The organism is Cryobacterium inferilacus (genome assembly GCF_019599185.1).
In the GTDB taxonomy this organism is placed as follows: domain Bacteria; phylum Actinomycetota; class Actinomycetes; order Actinomycetales; family Microbacteriaceae; genus Cryobacterium; species Cryobacterium inferilacus.
The window spans coordinates 1-15,105 of the sequence record NZ_JAIEUL010000026.1; the positions used below are offsets into that span (position 1 = coordinate 1).

14 protein-coding genes are annotated in these 15,105 nt (G+C 67.9%); 7 read left to right on the forward strand and 7 right to left on the reverse strand.

Going from position 1 to position 15,105, the window contains the following annotated elements:
- Nucleotides 1–245 precede the first annotated feature (245 nt).
- Nucleotides 246–1,058, reverse strand: coding sequence for an HAD-IIB family hydrolase (locus K2F54_RS17080; RefSeq protein ID WP_220607063.1), 813 nt, complete (start codon nucleotides 1,056–1,058; stop codon nucleotides 246–248).
- Nucleotides 1,055–2,320, reverse strand: coding sequence for a serine--tRNA ligase (gene serS / locus K2F54_RS17085; RefSeq protein WP_220607064.1), 1,266 nt, complete (start codon nucleotides 2,318–2,320; stop codon nucleotides 1,055–1,057). The genes K2F54_RS17080 and serS overlap by 4 nt, the downstream gene beginning before the upstream one ends.
- Before the next feature lie 48 nt (nucleotides 2,321–2,368).
- On the opposite strand from serS, the gene K2F54_RS19665 reads away from it, so the two are divergent.
- The gene (locus K2F54_RS19665) at nucleotides 2,369–3,397 is read left to right on the forward strand and encodes a diacylglycerol/lipid kinase family protein (RefSeq protein WP_220607065.1); all 1,029 of its coding nucleotides are present in this window, start codon (nucleotides 2,369–2,371) and stop codon (nucleotides 3,395–3,397) included.
- On the opposite strand, the gene K2F54_RS17095 is transcribed toward K2F54_RS19665, so the two are convergent.
- Nucleotides 3,387–3,899 (reverse strand): hypothetical protein, encoded by a 513-nt coding sequence (locus tag K2F54_RS17095; RefSeq protein WP_220607066.1) that lies wholly within the window; start codon nucleotides 3,897–3,899, stop codon nucleotides 3,387–3,389. The two genes, K2F54_RS19665 and K2F54_RS17095, sit on opposite strands and share 11 nt — an antisense overlap.
- Nucleotides 3,896–4,840, reverse strand: coding sequence for a prephenate dehydratase (pheA, locus tag K2F54_RS17100; protein WP_220607067.1), 945 nt, complete (start codon nucleotides 4,838–4,840; stop codon nucleotides 3,896–3,898). Before pheA ends, K2F54_RS17095 begins: the two co-directional genes overlap by 4 nt.
- A gap of 36 nt (nucleotides 4,841–4,876) precedes the next feature.
- Here pheA and pgm point away from each other — a divergent pair, with 36 nt between their 5' ends.
- Nucleotides 4,877–6,493, forward strand: coding sequence for a phosphoglucomutase (alpha-D-glucose-1,6-bisphosphate-dependent) (gene pgm / locus K2F54_RS17105; protein ID WP_220607068.1), 1,617 nt, complete (start codon nucleotides 4,877–4,879; stop codon nucleotides 6,491–6,493).
- A 99-nt stretch (nucleotides 6,494–6,592) separates the two neighbouring features.
- Here the strand turns inward: pgm and K2F54_RS17110 are convergent, their stop codons facing one another.
- From K2F54_RS17110 to K2F54_RS17120, 3 genes are all read right to left on the reverse strand, one after another.
- Nucleotides 6,593–7,285, reverse strand: a complete 693-nt coding sequence (locus tag K2F54_RS17110; protein ID WP_220607069.1) for an amidase domain-containing protein — start codon at nucleotides 7,283–7,285, stop codon at nucleotides 6,593–6,595.
- Nucleotides 7,286–7,395: 110 nt separating this feature from the next.
- A complete protein-coding gene (locus K2F54_RS17115; protein WP_220607070.1) occupies nucleotides 7,396–8,529 on the reverse strand; it encodes an amidase domain-containing protein in 1,134 nt (377 codons plus the stop codon).
- Nucleotides 8,530–8,629: 100 nt separating this feature from the next.
- Nucleotides 8,630–9,412 (reverse strand): M15 family metallopeptidase, encoded by a 783-nt coding sequence (locus K2F54_RS17120; protein WP_308287720.1) that lies wholly within the window; start codon nucleotides 9,410–9,412, stop codon nucleotides 8,630–8,632.
- 124 nt (nucleotides 9,413–9,536) lie between these two features.
- Between K2F54_RS17120 and K2F54_RS17125 the strand changes: the two genes are divergently transcribed.
- The 5 genes from K2F54_RS17125 (at nucleotide 9,537) to K2F54_RS17145 (ending at nucleotide 15,102) form a co-directional block, all read left to right on the forward strand.
- The gene (locus tag K2F54_RS17125; RefSeq protein ID WP_220607071.1) at nucleotides 9,537–10,232 is read left to right on the forward strand and encodes an SDR family oxidoreductase; all 696 of its coding nucleotides are present in this window, start codon (nucleotides 9,537–9,539) and stop codon (nucleotides 10,230–10,232) included.
- A 208-nt stretch (nucleotides 10,233–10,440) separates the two neighbouring features.
- Nucleotides 10,441–11,724, forward strand: coding sequence for an ABC transporter substrate-binding protein (locus K2F54_RS17130; protein WP_374107314.1), 1,284 nt, complete (start codon nucleotides 10,441–10,443; stop codon nucleotides 11,722–11,724).
- 104 nt (nucleotides 11,725–11,828) lie between these two features.
- The gene (locus tag K2F54_RS17135; RefSeq protein WP_255577247.1) at nucleotides 11,829–12,818 is read left to right on the forward strand and encodes a carbohydrate ABC transporter permease; all 990 of its coding nucleotides are present in this window, start codon (nucleotides 11,829–11,831) and stop codon (nucleotides 12,816–12,818) included.
- Nucleotides 12,815–13,660 carry a carbohydrate ABC transporter permease gene (locus K2F54_RS17140; RefSeq protein WP_220607074.1) on the forward strand — a complete coding sequence of 282 codons (846 nt, stop codon included), beginning with the start codon at nucleotides 12,815–12,817 and terminating at the stop codon, nucleotides 13,658–13,660. Before K2F54_RS17135 ends, K2F54_RS17140 begins: the two co-directional genes overlap by 4 nt.
- Complete coding sequence (locus K2F54_RS17145) at nucleotides 13,657–15,102, forward strand: GH1 family beta-glucosidase (RefSeq protein WP_220607075.1); 1,446 nt, start codon at nucleotides 13,657–13,659, stop codon at nucleotides 15,100–15,102. The genes K2F54_RS17140 and K2F54_RS17145 overlap by 4 nt, the downstream gene beginning before the upstream one ends.
- The last annotated feature ends 3 nt before the right edge of the window (nucleotides 15,103–15,105 follow it).

Below are 15,105 nucleotides of genomic sequence, written 5' to 3' on the forward strand. Positions count from 1 at the left end.
AAAGACTCGACGAGCTCATCCTCGCCGCTGCATAAAATGAAACTCCACTCCCTGTCCTGAACAAACGGGTCACTGCAATCCCGAAAACACGCGGATGCGTGCATCCGTCGCCAGATTCTGCAGGAGTTATGCCTCGCGGAGCGGAGAGACCGGCCCGGTACAGACGCAGGGCGGTCCGGACCGAACGCGGGGCGGTCCGGGCCATTCTGCAGGAGTTATGCCTCCCACAGGCGGGGTCGGGGGGGCTAGAGGCTGCTCAGGACAACGGCGAGGCCGTCGTCGTAGACGCTCACGGTGAGCTCGCTCGCGGCCTCGAGCACATCCTCGGGCGCCTGGCCCATGGCCACACCGCGGCCCTGCGCACCCGCCCAGAGCAGCATGTCGATGTCGTTGCGTCCGTCGCCGACGGCCATCACCCGGCTACGCGGGATGCCGAGCTCGGAGCGGACCCGCTCCATGGCCGTGGCCTTGTTCACGCCGTCAGGGGCGATGTCGAGCCAGGCGGTCCAACCGATGGCGTAGCTCACCCGGTTCAGACCCATCTGCTCCACAACCTCGAGGAAGTCGTCCATGTCGTGGTCAGGGGACACCACCACGACCCGGGTGGCGTCGCGGGTGAGCAGCTCGTCGAAGTCGACGTGCTCGCTGTCGATGCCGATGGTGGCGTCGGGGAACGGCTCGGTGTAGCGGTAGTAGCCGTGCTCGTCCTCGACCGCAAACCTGGCACCGGTCAGGTGCGAGCGGATGGAGCGGAGCACCTCGCTGGGGTTGAACGTCTCGACCCATTCACGTCGGTAGCCCATCGGCGCATCCGGGTCTCGCAGCAGGGTGATGGCACCGTTGGAGCAGACCACGTAGCGGGGTGTGATCTCGAGCCGGTCGAGTACCGGCAGGGTCGCGGCTGCGCTGCGCCCGGTGGCGAGCATGATTTCGTGACCGGCCTGCGCCACCCGACGGATCTGCCTGATCACGGCGTCACTGATGGTGCCGTCTTCGTGCAGGGTCGTGCCGTCGATGTCGAGGGCGACGAGCCAGGGGGCGCCGGTCTCGGCGGTCATCGGACGGGCGTGAGAACGTCGAGCCCGCCGAGGTAGGGGCGCAACGCCTCCGGCACGATGACCGAACCGTCCGCCTGCTGGTGCGTCTCCAGGATCGCGACAATCCACCTGGTGGTGGCCAGGGTGCCGTTGAGGGTGGCCACCGGGGCGGTCTTGCCGGTCTCGGTGCGGTAGCGGATGTCGAGACGGCGCGCCTGGTAGCTCGTGCAGTTGCTGGTGCTGGTGAGCTCGCGGTAGGCGTTCTGGGTGGGCACCCAGGCCTCGATGTCGAACTTGCGGGCGGCGCTGGAGCCGAGGTCGCCTGCGGCGACGTCGATCACCCGGTAGCTCAGACCCAGGGCCTGCAGCATCTTCTCCTGCAGGGCCACGAGCTTGTCGTGCTCGGCCTCGGCGTTCTCCGGCAACACGTAGGTGAACATCTCGAGCTTGTTGAACTGGTGCACCCGGATGATGCCGCGGGTGTCCTTGCCGCCAGAGCCGGCCTCACGGCGGTAACAGGTGGACCAGCCGGCGTAGCGGAGCGGCCCGTCGGACAGGTCGAGGATCTCGTCGCTGTGGTAGCCGGCCAGGGCCACCTCGCTCGTGCCGGTGAGGTAGAGGTCGTCTGCGGGCAGGTGGTAGATCTCGTCGGCGTGCTCGCCGAGGAAGCCCGTGCCGTCCATGATCTCCGGCCGCACCAGGGTGGGCGTGATCATCGGGATGAAGTCGGCCGCTAGCGCGTGGTCCAACGCCATGTTCATCAGCGCGATCTCGAGCCTGGCGCCGATGCCGCGCAGGAAGTAGAACCGGGCGCCGGACACCTTGGCGCCGCGGGCCATGTCGATGGCGCCGAGCATCTCGCCGAGTTCGAGGTGGTCGCGGGCCTCGAAGTCGAAGGTGGGGATCTCGCCGTGGGTGCGCAGGGTGGCGAAATTGTCTTCGCCGCCGGCGGGCACGCCGTCGATGATCGGGTTGGCGATGGTGCGCATCACGCTGGTGAACCGCGCCTCGGCCTCTGCGGCGACCGCTCCGGCCGCCTTCACCTCGGCGGCCAGGCTCTGCGCCTGGGCCACGAGGGCCTTCTTCTCGGCCGGCGGGGCCTGGGCCACGGTCTTGCCGAAGGCATTCTGCGACGCGCGCAGGGCCTCGAAGCTGGTGATCGAGGACCGACGCTCGGCGTCGGCGGCGAGCGCCGCGTCGACGGCGTCGACGGAATCGCCCCGCGCCTCCTGCGATCGCTTGACGAGGTCGGGATTTTCGCGTAGCAGCACCGGATCAATCACTCGCCCAGTCTACAAGCGCCGCCTCGACCCCCTTGCTAGCCTGTGCGGGTGCAGTCCACCAGTTCCGCCCCCGATACCCCCGCCGAGAGTCGCAACCAGAGCCGCGCCGCGGTGGTCTACAACCCGGTGAAGACGGATGTCGTGCGGCTGCGAGCCGGCGTCACCGCCGCCGCCGCGGCTGCCGGCTGGGCCGAGACGCTCTGGTTCGAGACGTCGGTGGAGGACCCCGGGCAGCGGATCACCCGCACGGCACTGCGCCAGGGCGTCGACCTGGTGCTCGTCGCCGGCGGCGACGGCACCGTGCGCGCCGTGGCGGAATCGCTGCGCGGCGCCGAGGTGCCGCTCGGCCTGCTGCCGGTGGGCACGGGCAATCTGCTGGCCCGCAACCTGCAGCTGCCGTTGAACAGCCTGGATGACGCGATCGGTATCGCCTTCACCGGCGACACGATGGCCATCGACCTGGGGGTCGCCTCGGTGACCTTCCCCGACGAGCGGATCGACGACCACGTCTTCCTGGTGATGGCCGGCCTCGGCCTGGACGCCCAGATGATCGCGGCCACCCGCCCCGACCTGAAGAAGCAGGTGGGCTGGCTGGCCTACGTGGATGCCGGCATGCGGGCGATTCCCAAGGCCGAACCGTTCCGCATCCGCTACAACCTGGGTGCCCGCAGCGAGCATCAGGCGCAGGTCAGCACCATCCTGGTCGCCAACTGCGGCGTGCTGCCTGGCAACATCCAGTTTCTGCCGGAGGCCCGCCTCGACGACGGGATCCTGGACATCGCGGTACTGCAGCCCAGGGGCGTGGTGGGCTGGCTGAAGATCTGGCGACGGGTGACTTGGCAGAACGGCGTGCTGCGGCGGTCAGCGGTGGGCCGGCGCATCATCGAACTAACCGACACCGATTCCGGGGATCAGCGGGCGATGACCACACTGCTCGGCACCGACATCCGGATCGTGCCGGAGAAGCCGCAGCAATTCGAGCTGGACGGCGACGAGTTCGGCCTGGTCACGAGCGTGTTCCTCCGGGCGGATGCCGGAGCCCTCCTGGTGCGGGTGTCCGCCGGGCTCAGCCGGTGACGCCGCGGCGCCGGGCCCGCCAAGCGGCCGCATGCCAGAACAGCAGGCCGGCCAGGATGAACAGACCGGCCGTGATCAGGGACGGCGCGACAAGGTAGCTGAACTGCTGCATCACCACGCTCATCGGCGCGTCTCCCGTGCCGTCATAGGAGGAGCTGCCGAACATATTGTTGACGGCCTGCCACTGCAAGGTGATGCCCCCCGTCGGAAGCACCACACCGAGCACCCAGAGCAGCGTGATGAACGGGTTCCAGCGCGACGACTCCGGCTCATCGGCGAAAGTGTCCCCGTCGAAGAGCAGGGTGTCGAAGTCGTCAGTAGCGTCCACGTCAGTGTTCGTCACCGGCTGGTCGGCGACCGGAGCGGCCGGTGTCGTCGGCGTGGCGGACGCCGCGGGAGTCCCCCGGTCGGGGAGCGCATCGCCCGGCCGGTAGCCGCGCTGGAACCGCGGGTCGTGCCTCGGGTCGAATGTCGGCCCTTCGGTTCCCCCCGGACCGCTCACGCGTTCGGCTCCCCCGATACCAGCCCACGTAGCCAGTCCCTGGCCTCGATGAAGACGCCGTCGTCGTACCGGTCGGTGAACACGTTGGCCGCCTTGTCGGCACGGGGATACGAGCCGAGGAAGATCACCTTGGGGCTGAACCGGCGCAGGCCCAGCAGGGCGTCGGCGACCCGCTCGTCGAGGATGTGCCCGTCGGCGTCGATCACGAACCGGTAGCGGCCGAGGGAGTCACCGATCGGCCGGGACTGGATCAGGCTGAGGTTGACGCCGCGGGTGGCGAACTGCTCGAGCATCTCGAGCAGGGCTCCGGCCCGGTCCTCAGGCAGCTCCACGATCACGCTGGTCTTGTCGGCACCGGTGGGCTCCGGGATGACGGTGGTGCGGCCCACGAGCACGAACCGGGTCACCGCGTTGGGGTTGTCGCCGATGTTGCGGGCGAGCACCGTGAGGTCGTGGTGCTTCTCGATACCCGGCGGCGCCACGGCGGCATCAGCCGGTCCTGGCTCGAACAGGGCGGCCGCGGCGGCCACATTGCTGGACGACGGGATGTGGCCGTGCTTGGGCAGCGTGCCTTCCAGCCAGCTGCGGCACTGGGCGTACGCGACCGGATGCGCGTTGACGATCTTGACCTCGTCGAGGGTGATGCCGGGCCTGGCGACGAGCACGAAATTGACCGGCACCAGGTACTCGCCGATGATCCGCAGGTTGGGCACGCTGGCCAGGGCGTCCTGGGTGGCGCTCACCCCGCCGTCGACGGAGTTCTCGATCGCGATCATCGCGGCGACGCTGCGGCCGCTCACGACGTCGGCGAAGGCCTCGCCCACGTTGTTGACGGCTCGCCACGGCAGGCCCTGGGCCTCTGGCACCTGGGCGAGGGCGGCCTCGGTGAAGGTGCCGGCCGGCCCCAGGAAGCTGTAGTGCACATCGGGAGTCTCTGGCATGGCTCACAGCCTAGTTGGAGTGCAAGACTGGGCACTATGAACGCACGCGCAGGCACCCTGGCCCAGAAATCAGATCTGATCGACGTTGAGGGCCTCATTCGGGCCTACTACGACCTCAAACCGGATGTCTCGGTGTCCACCCAAAAGGTCGTCTTCGGCACCTCCGGCCACCGCGGCAGCTCGCTGAACACCGCGTTCAACGAGAACCACATCCTCGCCACCACCCAGGCGATCGTGGAATACCGCGCCGGCCAGGGCATCACCGGCCCGCTGTTCATCGGCGCGGACACCCACGCCCTGAGCGCCCCGGCCACCACCAGCGCCCTCGAAGTGCTGGTGGGCAACGGCGTGCGCGTGCTCGTGGACGAGTTCGACGACTACGTGCCCACCCCGGCGCTCTCCCACGCGATCCTGGCCTACAACCGGGCCGGTCACGACGACCAGGCCGACGGCATCGTCGTCACCCCCAGCCACAACCCGCCCATGGACGGCGGCTTCAAGTACAACCCGCCGCACGGCGGCCCCGCCGACAGCGACGCCACCTCGTGGATCGCCAACCGTGCCAATCAGATCATCGCCGATGAGATGCGCGATGTGCGCATGGCCGAGCCGAGCGCCGTCGAGACATACGACTTCCGCGGCCACTACGTCAACGACCTCGAGAACATCATCGACATGACGGCCATCAAGGCCAGCGGCATCCGCATCGGCGCCGACCCGCTGGGGGGCGCCAGCGTGAACTACTGGGGCGCCATCCGCGACCGCTACGAACTCGACCTCACCGTGGTCAACCCGCACGTCGACCCGACCTGGGCGTTCATGACCCTGGACTGGGACGGCAAGATCCGGATGGACCCGTCCAGCCCCTCCGCGATGGCGTCGGTGCTGGCCCACAAGGACGACTACGACATCCTCACCGGCAACGACGCCGACGCCGACCGGCACGGCATCGTCACCCCGGATGCGGGCTTGATGAACCCCAACCACTTCCTGGCCGTGGCCATTGAGTACCTGTACAGCCACCGCGACGGCTGGCGGGCGGATGCCGCGATCGGCAAGACCCTGGTCTCCTCCACCATGATCGACCGGGTCGCCGGGTTCCTCGGCCGTGAGCTGTGGGAGGTTCCGGTGGGCTTCAAGTGGTTCGTGCCCGGCCTGATCGACGGCTCGGTCGCCTTCGGCGGCGAGGAGAGCGCCGGCGCCAGCTTCGTGCGCTTCGACGGCACGGTGTGGACCACCGACAAGGACGGCATCCTGCTGGCCCTGCTCGCGGCGGAGATCGTGGCCGTGACCGGCAAGTCGCCCAGTGTGCGGTATGCCGAACTGGCCGAGCACTTCGGCGCCCCGGCGTACGAGCGCATCGACGCCGTGGCCACGCCCGCGCAGAAGGCCGCCCTCGGCAAGCTCGACGGCGCCGCGATCACGGCCACCGAGCTGGCCGGCGACCGGATCATCAGCGCGCTCAGCAACGCGCCGGGCAACGGCGCCGCGATCGGCGGCGTCAAGGTGTTCACCGAGTACGCCTGGTTCGCCGCCCGCCCCAGCGGAACCGAGGACGTCTACAAGATCTACGCCGAGTCGTTCAAGGGTGCTGAACACCTCAAGCTGGTGCAGGCCGAGGCCAAGGCCATCGTGGACGCCGCGATCAGCTGACGCCGCCCGCACGAGCTGCGCGAAAGTGCCCCTTCACCGACGGTGAAGGGGCACTTTGCCGCATCTGGCGGGCCGACCGGGCTTTCTGGACCGGATGGGCTACGGAATGCTCCAGTAGTAGGCGGTGCCGCCCGGATGCTTCTCGGTGATGGCGACGTCCACCGAGCGGTAGTCGGTGTCATCGGTGTGCCCGACGTAGTAGATCACGATGTCGTCGCCGGTGCCCTCGATCTTGGAGACGACGGCGGTGTGGTCGCGGTCGCCGGAGTTGTCCCAGTCGAACTGCACGACGTCGCCGAGCTTCACCTGGTCGCGCTGGTCATCGGTGAGTGCGGTGCCGCGGCCCGAGTCGATCATGTAGTTCATGAACGCCGTCGAGCTCACCCACGGCGACGAGAAGTCGAAGTCCGAGCCGGTTCCGGAGGCGTACCAGGCGTCATCCATGCTCCAACCGCGTTCGATCAGGGTCTGGCTGGTGAAGTTGACGCAGTCGGTGCCGGTGATCACGCCGTAGCCGGCGGTGTTGTAGTCGGTCCAGTGGGCCAACGCGTAGTTGAGCTGTGCCTGCACAGCGGCATCCACCGGCACGGGCTCGGCGGTCGCCACCGGAGTCTGGCGGGGCTCGGCGGTGGCCGTGGCCGAGGGGCTGGTCGCCGCGGTCGCCGACGGGGTCAGGGACTCGGTTGTCGAGGCCCGATCGCTCACCGAGGCGGTCAGGGCGACGGTTCCGACGACGATTCCCCCGAGGACGAGGGCGACGACGCCGATCCGTGCTGGTCGAGCTACAGCCACAACAATTACCTCTATTCGGGGGGTGAATTCTCAAGCCAACCACATCATGCCCCGAACAGTCTGGGACTGGCCGGGCAGGCGACGATGAGCCGGGAAAGAATCTCGCGGCCCTACCGCACGCTCCAGTAGCTGACGCTGCCGCCGGAGAGGGCCAGGGATTCGTCGACCGATCGGTAGTCGGTGTTGTTGGTGTGACCGGCGTAGTAGATCTCGGTTCCGGTCGCGGTGTCCTGCACCCGGGTCACGATTCCGGTGTGGTCCCTGTCGCCGGAGCCGTCCCAGTCGAACTGGACGATGTCGCCGACCTTCACCTCGGCGCGCTGGGTGTCGGTCAACGCCGTGGCCCGCTCCGGATGCGCCGCCAGATAGGCGGCGAAGGCGGTGGAACTGGCCCAGGCGGCGCTGTATTGCCCCGAGCCGAACGACCAGTCGGCATCCATGGTCCAGCCGCGGGCGATGAGCGACTGGCTGGCGAAGTTCACGCAGTCGTTGCCGGCGATCACGCCGTACGCCGCCGTGTTGTAGTCCTGCCAGTGCGCCAGCACGTAGTCGATCTGCACGGTGACCCTCGGGTCTGGTACGTAGGTGAAGGTGAGCTCTGGCGCGGCGCTGGCCACTGGCGCCGCACCGGGAACCGTGATCGCGGCGTCGGCCGTGGGTTCGATCGCCTCGGTGAGGGCGGCGGTCGCGGCGCTGGCCGAGGACCCGTCGGCGGCGGCCACCGTGACCGGCGCACCCGCGGCGTCGACCAGGGTGACCGGAACCGGCCCGGTGCCCAGGCCGGTGGCGGCGGGGGCCTGCAGGGTCACGGTGTCCGCGGTGGCCGACAGCACGGTGGCGGGGTTGTCGCCGAAGCTCGCCCCCGCGACTGCGGCCAGGTCGGTTCCCGTGACGGTGACCACGGTGCCACCGGTGACCGAACCGGTCGGGGTGCCGTCGGCGGCGATCACGGTGCTGCGCACGATCGGCGCGGCGGGTTCCACGGCCGCCGGCATCGAGATGGTGGCCTCAGGCGCGGGTGTCTGCGACGTGTCGGTGACGGCGGGCTCGGCGGCGGCCCGCACATCCGAGGCGTCGACGGCGAGCCCCGTGACGATGGCCACGACCGTGCTGGCGGTGGTCAGGCAGGCCACGATGGCGAGGTGGATCGTGTGCTGGGTGCGGCGCCGGCGACGCTTCAGTTGGCGTCTGGTGAGAGGTGGTCGGGTCGCTGACGGGGAGGCTGGAGGAAGAACAGGGCGCACAGAATCGTTTCTCGTTGACGGGGTGGGGACCCGTCAGACAAACATCCGCTCATGGCAGGGACCTGTGCACAGCCTCCGTAACTCATGCACGCGCATGGATTCAGCCGTAGGACGGCGCCGCGGGAATGCCGAAGAACTCCTCGAGAGTCGTGACCCCGGTTTCGCGCATCTCCGTGGCGAGGTCGATCCCGATGTAGCGGTAGTGCCACGGCTCGAATTCGTACCCGGTGATGGCGGTTTTGTCGGCCGGGTAGCGCAGCAGGAACCCGAACCGCCAGGCGTTCTCGGCCAGCCACTGGCCGTGCGGTGTATCGCCGAAGCAGGCGGAGAGGGAGCACTGGCCGGGTTGGGCGCTGATGTCGATGGTCAGCCCGGTCTGGTGTTCGCTGGTTCCTGGGCGGGCCGTGCTCAGGTCGGCGCCGGCCTGGCCGAGGGCGGCGACATCGCCGGTGTAGACGCGGGTCTGGGCGTCGAAGCTGCGGTACGCGCTCTGGGACTGCAACGCCAGCCCGGTCTCCGCCGTGAAGGTGGCGAACAGCGACACGACGGCGTCGGATGCCTCCTGCCGCAGCCGGGGCGGGTTGGCGAAGGGAACGGGCACATCGACGAGATCCGCGGGGGCGTAGTCGGTGGGGTTGAGTGGTCGCAGTTTGTCGACCACGACCCAAATGCTGTTCGGGTCGTCGATCGAGTGGGCCGCCCGGTCGAATGTGGGCGCTTCGGTCGGATCCGGCGATGCCGTCGGTGACGGCCGCGGCGGCTCGGTGGGCATCGGGTTCGCTGAGGGCTCCTCGGCGGTCACGGCCGGCTCGGCTCGGCCGGTCAGGGCGCCGGTGATGACGGCGGCACCTCCGGCCAGAACGAGCAGCCCAGCGACGGCCACGACAAAAAAACGACGACGACGTACTCGCGGCGACGCCCCCCGGCGCGATTGTTCTGGCACGATGCTGAGCCTAGCCTGCACCCGAGCAGGGAATTACGCAGGCCGCGCTCCTGTTGTCTACGGTATGCGAATTGTTATAGCTGGTGGACATGGAAAAATCGCCCGAGCACTGACCCGGGAGCTGACCCGAGACGGACACACCGTCGTCGGGCTGATCCGGTCGGCGGAGCAGAGTGCGGATCTTTTGCTGGATGGCGCCGAGCCGCAGGTGATCGATCTCGAGAACAGCCCGGTCGACGACCTCGCGCGCATTCTTGACGGCGCCGACGTGGCGGTCTTCGCGGCGGGGGCAGGGCCTGGCAGCGGCGACGCCCGCAAGAAGAGTGTCGACCTGGGCGCATCCGTGCTGCTCGCCGACGCCGCAGAAGCCGCAGGAGTGCCCCGGTTCGTGCAGATCTCCTCCACCGGCGTCGACCTCGTGCGCGACGGCGCCACCCCGGAGGAGGTGCCAGCGGACTTCCTCGCCTACCTGCAGGCCAAGCTCGGCGCCGAGGTCGACCTGGTCAAGCGCGACCTCGCCTGGACCATCGTGCGCCCTGGCAGCCTCACCGACGACGAGCCCACCGGCATGGTGCGCCTGGAACGCACCGGACCGGACGAGAGCGGTGTCGTGCACCCGGAGACGGACGGCAGCATCCCCCGCGCCGACGTGGCCGCCGTGCTGGCCGAGCTCATCCGCACCGGGGCCGGCGTTCGTGCCACGCTGCACCTCATCTCCGGACCGGCGACCGTGACCGAAGCCGTGGCGATCTTCGCCTGATCTCGCCCCGGTTCACGTCAGCGCCGGATCGTCCCTCTCGCGAGGGATGATCCGGCGTTTTGTGTAACAACTTGAACGGATCCGGTCAGTCGGGAGAGCGCTCTCTTGACATCTCCGAATGTGCGTCCTAGGGTGGGCATCACACGTGAGAGCGCTCTCACAGCATTTCTCGGCGGCGCTCCACCACCAGCACCACACACACAAAGGAGTGACCGTGAAGCGTTTCCCGCGCCCCACGATTGTGGCCGCCGTCGCCGGCGCCGCAGCTATCGCCCTGCTCGCCTCGGGCTGTGCGCCCGCCAGCGAACCGAGCGGATCGGACGGCGGCAAGATCAAACTGACCGTCGCCACGTTCAACGAATTCGGCTATGAAGGCCTGTTCGAGCAGTACATGGAAGAAAACCCCGACATCACCGTCGTGTCCAAGAAGGCCGCCACCTCGAACGAGGCCCGCGACAACCTCACCACCCGCCTCGCCGCGGGCAGTGGCCTGAGCGATGTCGAGGGCATCGAGGTCGACTGGCTGCCCGAGCTTCTGCAGTACTCCGACCAGTTCGTCGACCTCACCAACGACGAGGTCGAGGGCCGCTGGCTCGACTGGAAGGCCGAAGCCGCGACCGACGCCGACGGCAACCTGATCGCCTACGGCACCGACAGTGGCCCGGAGGGCGTCTGCTACCGCTCCGACCTGTTCGCCGCTGCCGGCCTGCCCACCGACCGCGCCGAGGTCGCCACTATGCTCGGCGACAGCTGGGAAGACTACTACGCCGCCGGTGAGACGTTCACCGCCGCGGGTACGAACGTGCCCTGGTTCGACTCCGCCGGAGCCACCTGGCAGGGCGTCATCAACCAGTTCGACAACGCCTACGAGGAGAATGACGGCACCGTCATCGCCACCGAGAACCCCGACGTGGAGGCCGCGTACAACAGCGTCCTCGACGCCAGTGAAACCCTGTCGGCCGGTCTGCAGCAGTGGAGCGACGACTGGACCGCGAGCTTCCAGAACGACGGCTTCGCGACCATGCTGTGCCCGGGCTGGATGCTCGGCATCATCGAGGGCAACGCCGACGGCATCACCGGCTGGGACATCGCCGACACCTTCCCCGGTGGCGGCGGCAACTGGGGCGGTTCGTACCTGACCGTTCCCACGCAGTCCGAGCACCCCGAAGAGGCCCAGGCGCTGGCCGCCTGGTTGACCGCTCCGGAGCAGCAGCTCTCCGCGTTCGCCTCCAAGGGAAACTTCCCGAGCCAGGTCGACGCTCTCGAGAGCCCCGAGCTGCTCGACTCGACGAAGGAATTCTTCAACAACGCACCGACCGGCCAGATCCTGGCCAACCGTGCCGCCGCTGTTGATGTCACCCCGTTCAAGGGCGTGAACTACTTCCCGATCAACGACGCCATGCAGCAGGCCCTCACCCGGGTCGAAGACGGCTCGATGACCCGCGAAAAGTCGTGGGAACAGTGGGTAACCGACGTGAACGCGCTGGGCTAACTCCACAGCTTCGCGTCTGACGCATCCGCAGTACCGCCAGGTGGAGGCACCTGCCTCCACCTGGCTCCCCCATGTTCGCCCAGCTCCCACCCTCAAGGACTCGAATGACAGCCGCGACCGAAGTCGATGCCCGTGCGATTCGCCGCATCGCCTTCAACCACCGCCTTTCCCACTGGGACGTGAAGCTCTCCCCGTACCTGTACATCTCACCGTTCTTCATCGTCTTCGCACTCATCGGGCTGTTCCCGCTGGCCTACACGGCGTGGGTGTCACTGCACGACTGGAACCTGATCGGCGGCCAGGGCGACTTCGTCGGCCTGGAGAACTTCCAGACAGTGCTGGCTCAGCCCTACTTCTGGATCTCGCTGCGCAACACCTTCAGCATCTTCCTGCTCTCGGCCGTTCCCCAGGTGGTCGCAGCCATCGCCATCGCCGCGGTGCTCGACTTCAACCTGCGCGGCAAGACCTTCTGGCGGATGGGCGTTCTGCTGCCCTACGTCGTCGCTCCCGTCGCCGTCGCCCTGATCTTCAATGACCTGTTCGGTGACCGCTACGGCATCATCAACCAGCTCCTCAACACGGTCGGCATCGAATCGATCCGCTGGCACGTTGACATCATCCCCAGCCACTTCGCCATCGCGAGCATGGTGAACTTCCGCTGGACCGGCTACAACGCCCTGATTTTCCTGGCCGCCATGCAGGCCGTTCCGCGGGACTACTACGAAGCTGCGATCATCGACGGCGCCGGGCGCTGGCGCACCTTCTGGTCGCTCACGGTGCCGCTGATGCGCCCCACCATCATCTTCGTCATCATCACGTCCACCATCGGTGGGCTGCAGATCTTCGACGAGCCACGCATGTTCGACCAGGCCGGCCAGGGCGGCGCAAGCCGGCAGTGGCAGACGCTGACGCTGTATATCTACGAACTCGGCTGGACCCAGCGCAACTTCGGCCGGGCATCCGCCGTGTCCTGGCTCCTGTTCCTCATCATCATCCTGATCGCGGCGCTCAATTTCTACATCAGCCGGCGGATCAGCAGCACGAGTGACAAAGCCATCAGAGTACGACCCATCAAGGCACGAGGAATCTCATGAGAAAGTCACCTGCAATCGGCGGGCACGACCGTCGGCCCAGCTTCTGGGTCTACGGCGTACTCGTCGCGGTCATCCTCGGTTCGTTCTTCCCGATCTGGTGGTCCTTCCTGATCGGCAGCCAGGATGCCACCGCCATCAACAAGAACGGCATGCTCTTCGTTCCCGGTGGCAACTTCTTCGCCAACGCCGCCACCGTCATCGACAGCATCCCGTTCTGGAATGCCCTGATGAACAGCATCATCGTGTCCACGGCCGTGGCCCTGAGTGTCGTCGCCTTCTCCACCCTGGCCGGCTACGCCTTCGCCAAGCTCAAGTTCAAGGGCCGCGAGGGCCTGCTCGTCTTCGTGATCGCCACGATGGCAGTGCCCACCCAGCTGGGGATCGTGCCGCTGTTCATCGTGATGTCGAACCTCGGTTGGACGGGCAGCCTCTGGGCGGTCATCGCGCCCGGCATGGTCACGGCATTCGGTGTTTTTTGGATGACCCAGTACCTCAAGGACGCCCTGCCGGACGAGCTGATCGAGGCCGTGCGGATGGACGGCGCGTCGATGATCCGCAGCTTCTGGCACGTGGGCCTGCCCGCGGCCCGGCCAGCGGCTGCGATGCTCGCCCTGTTCGCCTTCATCGGCACCTGGACGAACTTCTTCTGGCCGTTCATCGTGCTGGACCCGGGCAGCCCCACTCTGCCGGTGGCGCTGCAGCAGCTGCAGGCCGCCTTCTACGTGGACTACTCCCTCGTTCTGACCGGCGTCGTGCTCTCGATCATCCCGCTCATCCTGGTCTTCGTCGTCCTGGGCAAGCAGCTGGTGGCGGGCATCATGCAGGGCGCGGTCAAGGGATGACCGCCCCTACTCCCGCACGGCGCACCTTCCCGGACGACTTCCTGTTCGGCGCGGCCACGGCGGCGTACCAGATCGAGGGCGCCGCCCACGAAGACGGCCGCACCGACTCGATCTGGGACACCTTCAGCCGCGTCCCGGGTGCCGTCGTGAACGCCGAGAACGGCGACGTGGCCTGCGACCATTACCACCGCTATGCCGGCGACGTCGAGCTGATGAAGGAACTCGGGCTGGAGACCTACCGGTTCTCCACCTCCTGGGCCCGTATCCGTCCCGACGGCGGCCCGGTCAACCCGGCCGGCCTGGACTTCTACTCCCGGCTCGTCGACGAGCTGCTCGGTGCGGGGATCAAGCCGTGGCTGACGCTGTACCACTGGGACCTGCCCCAGGCGATCGAGGAGACCGGCGGCTGGGCCAACCGCGACACGGCCGAGAAGTTCCGCGACTACGCGCTGTCGGTGCACGATGTGCTGGGCGACAGGGTCGGCGTGTGGACAACGCTCAACGAGCCCTGGTGCTCCGCGTTCGTCGGCTACACCGCGGGGGTGCACGCCCCCGGCCGCCAGAGCAAGACCGACGGACTCGCCGCCGGCCACCACCTGCTACTCGGTCACGGCCTGGCCGTTGAGGCCCTGCGCGAACGCGACCCCGCGCTCGAGCTCGGCATCACCCTCAACCTCACCGTCGCGAAGCCCGTCGACCCGGCCCGCCCCGGCGATGTCGACGCCGCCCGGCGTATCGACGGCCAGCTGAATCGGTTCTTCCTCGATCCGCTCTTCCGGGGCAGCTACCCGGCCGATGTGCTCGAAGACGTGGCGCACCTGGGCTTCGCGGCGTTCGTGCGCGACGGCGACCTCAACCAGATTCACCAGCCGCTGGACAGCTTCGGGGTGAACTACTACAACGGGTCCCTAGTGAGTGACCGCCCGGACGAGTCACCCCAGCTCTCGCACGATCCGGTGGGACGGGTGAACAGCTCACCGTTCCCCGCGGCGGATGGCGTCTACAACCATTCCCAGGGCCTGCCACGCACCGCGATGGACTGGGATGTGCAGCCCGATGGCCTACGGGAGCTGCTGGTGCGCATCCAGGCCGAGTACACCGGCCCGGCCGGTACCGACCTGTACGTGACCGAGAACGGTGCCGCCTACGACGACGTCGTGGCGACGGATGGATCGGTGCGAGACGCCGACCGCACTCGCTTCCTGCAACTGCACCTGGGTGCCGTCCTCGACGCCATCGAGGAGGGCGTCGACGTGAAGGGCTACTTCTACTGGTCGCTGCTGGACAACTACGAGTGGGCCTGGGGGTACCAGAAACGATTCGGCATCGTGCGCGTGGATTACGACACCCAGGCACGCACGATCAAGGACAGCGGCCACGAGTACGCGACCATCATCGCGTCCCGGTCGCTGGCGGCAGCAGCGAGCACGTTGTCAAAATAGAAT